Below are 4,774 nucleotides of genomic sequence, written 5' to 3' on the forward strand. Positions count from 1 at the left end.
AAACGCGCTGATCTTCGCCCTCGTCGGCCAAGTCGCAGCCGAAGCCGGCGTGCTGCTGATCATCATGTCTGCGGGGCCGGGCTGAGCGCCGTCCCGAAAAATCGACTTCGGCAGCGGGCTGTTAGAGTGCTCGTCCGAACCAGAGAACCCGCCCGACGATGTTGAGCGTCCGCTTTTCCAGGCCGCGCCAGCTCGGATAGGCCGGGTTGTCGCTCAGAACCGAAGCGCGCTTGCCCTGCGGTTCGAGGGCAATCCGCTTGACGCTCAGCATGTCATCCATACGCAGGACATAGATCCCGTCTCTTAGGCGCGCCTGGCCATCGGCAAGATCGACCATGACCTCGTCGCCGTCGTGGAGGGTGGGCTCCATCGAGTCGCCATGCACGGCGATGATCGACAGGCTCGATGCCTTGCTGGCGGTCAGCCGGCGCAGCCACTTCTCATCGAAGCCGAATTGCGCCGATTTGGATTCCATTTCGGCCAGAGCGCCGTGGCCAGCCGATGCCTCGACATTGAGAACGGGCACATGGACCAGTTCGACGACCGGACCTGAGCGACGGGTAGGGGCACCAAGCACCTTCTCGTCGACCCCGAAAAAGCGGGCGAGCACCGAGCGATCCTGCTCATCCAGGTGTCTCGGGCTGCCGCGGCGAATGTACTGCTGGATATAGGCTGCGTTGCGCCCGAGCAGTCGCGAAACCGAGGAATAATTGCAGCCTCGTTGCTGGATCAGTTCGTCCAGGGCTCTGCGTGCGTCATCCATGACTGCCAGTCCTATCGCGGGTGCCTAGGAAAATCGATCCTAGACTCTAGGAAGCCTTCCTAGTAAGAACATAACAGGAACACAAGTGCAAAACGAGTCTGGACTATGGAGCTTCTGGAGCAGATCGAGGAATATCTGGCGCGAACCCAGACGTCGCCAAGCACCTTCGGCAGGTTGGCAGTTGGAGACCCACGGCTGGTCGCCGATATGAAGTCCGGCAGGCGGCCGCGTCGACGGACCGAAGAGCGTTTGCGCGGTTATATGAATGAAGTCGGAGCAATTGCTGAAATTTGCCGAACTGGCCATAGCGTTCGCAACCCAATGGGATCGCGTGAGGTTAGTAGGATGAACGGGTGATTGAAGACTGTCCGTTGTCAGAACATTCGGCACGACTCGTCGCGTAAATTAGCGGATTGTGGGTCTCGCCGAATCTGGGGATCTTTCATCCCTAAGAAGGGCCATCTAATTGATTGGCAATAAGATAGTGGCGGTGGGAGAGAGCCTGCGGACAAACTCTCTATTATCAGGCATGCTTGCCGCAAAGTGTGTCAGAAAAAATCTGCAGGAACGGCATTCATACTCAAAGGACTTTTACCTTAACATTGATATTGGCAAGTGCGCTTCTAAGTAGATCGGTATCAGCTGCAGTTTGCGGGGCGCCTCCACTCATTAATACAAGGCAAGACTCGACAATTTTCCCGTGTTCAAGCAAGGCCTTGGCATTAGCCGCACGATACTCCAGCAACTTTCGAAGTGCCGTTTCCCATTTCAAAAGGCGGCCGTGGCTAGCGACAAAGATTGTACCATCCTCGCTTCTGAACAGCCTCACGCCATTTGAAGTCGCAACTTGCGAGCATTCAGAACCAAATAGTTCTTTGATGAATGGAGTCCAGTCATCGGGTGCTTTTGTTCTCTCCTTTGTGTACCTGTTGAGAACGGCATCCTTAATATAGGTGCGAACCCGTTCTTTCCCGTAATACTCGGCTATTCTTGCACCGATAGTCGGATCGGACACCAAAGAGTCCATTATTTCGCCAGAACGCTTCCGCTTCGTGGACATATATTCTTTTTCGTCAAGAACATTAAAAATCCGCTCTCTAATCTCGAGCATGACTTTCCTTGGCATGTCCACCATATCAAATCCCTGGGAAAACAAGTTTTGACGAATCGTTAGCGTCGAGATCCGCCACATCAGCGATCCACTCTTTGGCTAACGTTTCGGCCTTTTGATCGCTAAAAGTTACGAACCCATCTTTGATGTAGATTGCCTCTGGAGCGGGGTCCGAGCGCTTCGCTTCTTCGTTCATGCTCACAACTTCTGATATTCTACGAAGGTCTGAAACAAAGTCCAAGACGATGGTTTTGGGCTTGTCAGGAGCAAGGCGCAGGCCTCGACCGAGCTGTTGAACGAAAATGCGCCGGGAGTGCGTCGCGCGCATGAAGGCAATGATATTTACGTCTGGGACATCAATACCTTCGTTCAAAAGATCCACGGCAGTTAGAGCTTGAATTCGTCCAGATGAGAATTCCATGAGGGCTGCCTGGCGGTCGAGACGCTTCACGCCAGAAATGTTCTTCGCAGGGATTCCGGAAGCACTCAGAATATCTGCAAATTTTTCCGCATGAGAAATGGAAGGGGAAAATACAATTATTCTTGGTTTTCCCACTTCCCCTGCCGCAGAAATAATTTCTGCTAAGGCAGCCTCATCACGCTGTGGCAAAAAAAGCCGTCTATTTAGATCTCGTATAGTCAGGTTCTGCTTTGACAATTGGGGAATTTTTTCCCAGTCGATATTGTCGCAAAACATTCGATAATCGACTTCGGTCAGAAAACCGAGTGCCATGCCTTCGACTAAGGAGACGGTCTCGAGTGGTGGGCCAAACAATCGATCGATCGAATCCCCGTCGCCACGCCAGGGAGTCGCCGTCATTCCAAGCAGGTACTTCGGCTTCAATTGATTCACACACGACTGAAACCCTTGAGCGAGTGCGTGATGAGCCTCATCAACTATCACGATATCGAAAAAAGAAGGCTCGATCGACGGTAGGTAACCAAGTAGGGTTTGATACAAGCCAAACGTAACGCCATCTTTTTGGGATGGAGGTTTTCCGTCAAAGAATACGGAGGTGGTTTCACTTGATTTGAGATGCGGCCAGAAAGCCTGCTCAAGTTGAAGAGCTAAATCCTGACTATGGCACAACACCAGCGCATTCTTCGCCCCTTGATCGAACATTGCCCTAGTGAATTCAGCCGCCACAACGGTCTTGCCGAGACCCGTAGCCATGATGAATTGGCCGCGAGCATCGCCGTTGTGATAGCTCTTGCTAAGTGCTTGCACGATGCGCTGTTGATAGGGTCGAAGCTCACGCCTTTGCCAATGGAGCTCAGGCCATTTGGCAAGCAAGGTGGATAAAAATGTGCCGTTCCAGAGCTTAATGTCAAAGCCATTTTTCGCCAGCTCGTCCCGACGCCGTAGGGCTGATTGCGTGAAATCTCCATTAGTTGCGACTGCAGCTGATTTTGCGCCGTAGAATGACATAGCATTCACAGCCTCTTTGATTGCCTCAACACCGACATATCCGCCGCCTGTCACGGCCTTTACTTGGATAATCCAGGGGCGAACTTCCCCTGTGGGATCACTCCTGGTTGCAAGCAGGTCAGCGCCCTGGTCCCCGGTCCCCCCCACAAGCTGGACATCAGACCATCCACAATGAGAGATTGCCCTGGCGACTGCTCTTTCAAAACGCCACCAATCAGCACCTGACATCAATGAAGGGGTAAGAAATGTCACTGGACAATGCAGTCCTGAAGGAGGGCCAAGCTCAGCGACGCTCTCTTCAATTCATCTTTGGAGGCCCTCGCCAAGTTAGACGTTAAAAGGGAAACGACATCCTCAAGATATGATTGGATTCGCCTCCTAGCTTCGGTCCTTGCCCGCGAGGTAGCTTTATCATCGGGCAGCGCAATCTGCATGAACGGCAACGAAAACACCTTCTTGTCCAAGAGGTGCTCAGGGAACCGCTCTAGCAACCGAGGCAACGTTCGTTCTGGGATGTACCCGATTACCTTAATCGCCTTCGGGTCTTTCTTGAGGAAAAGTTCAAGTAGATCCGCATTATCGATGAGGGAAACTGTCGTTTCCTCGACGTCACCCGCTGATTCATGAATGACCTGAAGAACATCAGAGGCAACTGGCGCCAAGTACTCCTCGAACCTAAGCCTCAAGTCCTCTATGATATTGTACGCACGATCCTGAAGGACTCCTCTTTCAACACGAGTGTCCTTGAATTTGTTGGCATAAATAGAGCTAAATGTTTCAACCAAGTCAGAAAGGTGGTCGCGAGCCTTGAAACGCTCCGCAAGATATAAGGTGAGGAGATCTTGGGGCGCCAAGGGATATTCAGCTACGATCGGATGGCTTTTATCAAAGAAAAAGTCGCATTCATTCGCGTCCTGAAACAGGAGGCATGGAACGCTCTTTCCGTCCTTTATGATGCGACCGGGCCCATTGAAGGCATAGGCACGGATTTTCAGTGGGGCGGATTTCCCATAGCCATACTCACCGCTCAATGACTCCACTAGCGTCGATGCCTGCGTGAGCGTGTCGACGTTGCTATCTTGCTGCGTAGGGGGTTGCGCAGCGGCCGGCTTGGCAGCGGGAGCCGGTTGAGCAGTCGTCCCGTTTGATGACGGCGGTGCATAAATGTCGATATCGTCGGTTGGCTGTTCACCGGGATCAACCGGCGCTGCAGTGTTGCCGCCCTTGTCTACCTTTGCCTGATCCGCCTCTTGCGCTGCTTTCCACCACTTTTCATCGGACTGGTAAGCGGAGTCGCCTTTAAAAAACAACTTTGCCCATTCACGGGCCGAGCTGTTCGGTGCCGCTAACAGCGCGTTGACGAAGTCGGTGTGATCTGATTCAGCCTGGATACGGAAAGAAGGCGGTCAGCGACGATGGCGATGCGACGTGATGGTGATGTGCAGGCGGATCTGATCGTGTCGTGGTCAGA

General features: G+C 52.9%; 4 protein-coding genes. All 4 read right to left on the bottom strand.

Annotated features, from left to right (window positions below; genetic code table 11):
• Nucleotides 1-121 precede the first annotated feature (121 nt).
• Nucleotides 122-763, bottom strand: coding sequence for a S24 family peptidase (locus tag GR702_RS21805; RefSeq protein ID WP_160987609.1), 642 nt, complete (start codon nt 761-763; stop codon nt 122-124).
• 580 nt (nt 764-1,343) lie between these two features.
• Nucleotides 1,344-1,874 carry a hypothetical protein gene (locus tag GR702_RS21810; protein ID WP_160987610.1) on the bottom strand — a complete coding sequence of 177 codons (531 nt, stop codon included), beginning with the start codon at nt 1,872-1,874 and terminating at the stop codon, nt 1,344-1,346.
• A gap of 25 nt (nt 1,875-1,899) precedes the next feature.
• The gene (locus tag GR702_RS21815; RefSeq protein WP_160987611.1) at nt 1,900-3,555 is read right to left on the bottom strand and encodes a DEAD/DEAH box helicase family protein; all 1,656 of its coding nucleotides are present in this window, start codon (nt 3,553-3,555) and stop codon (nt 1,900-1,902) included.
• The gene (locus tag GR702_RS21820) at nt 3,552-4,613 is read right to left on the bottom strand and encodes a hypothetical protein (protein ID WP_160987612.1); all 1,062 of its coding nucleotides are present in this window, start codon (nt 4,611-4,613) and stop codon (nt 3,552-3,554) included. Before GR702_RS21820 ends, GR702_RS21815 begins: the two co-directional genes overlap by 4 nt.
• Nucleotides 4,614-4,774 lie beyond the last annotated feature (161 nt).

The sequence above is a fragment of the Novosphingobium silvae genome, from assembly GCF_009856825.1.
Taxonomy (GTDB): Bacteria; Pseudomonadota; Alphaproteobacteria; order Sphingomonadales; family Sphingomonadaceae; genus Novosphingobium; species Novosphingobium silvae.

Bases quoted from the DNA above. Each gene is read 5' to 3' on its own strand.
- GR702_RS21805 (WP_160987609.1), bottom strand. From the start codon at position 763: ATGGATGACGCACGCAGAGCCCTGGACGAACTGATCCAGCAACGAGGC.
- GR702_RS21810 (WP_160987610.1), bottom strand. From the start codon at position 1,874: ATGCTCGAGATTAGAGAGCGGATTTTTAATGTTCTTGACGAAAAAGAA.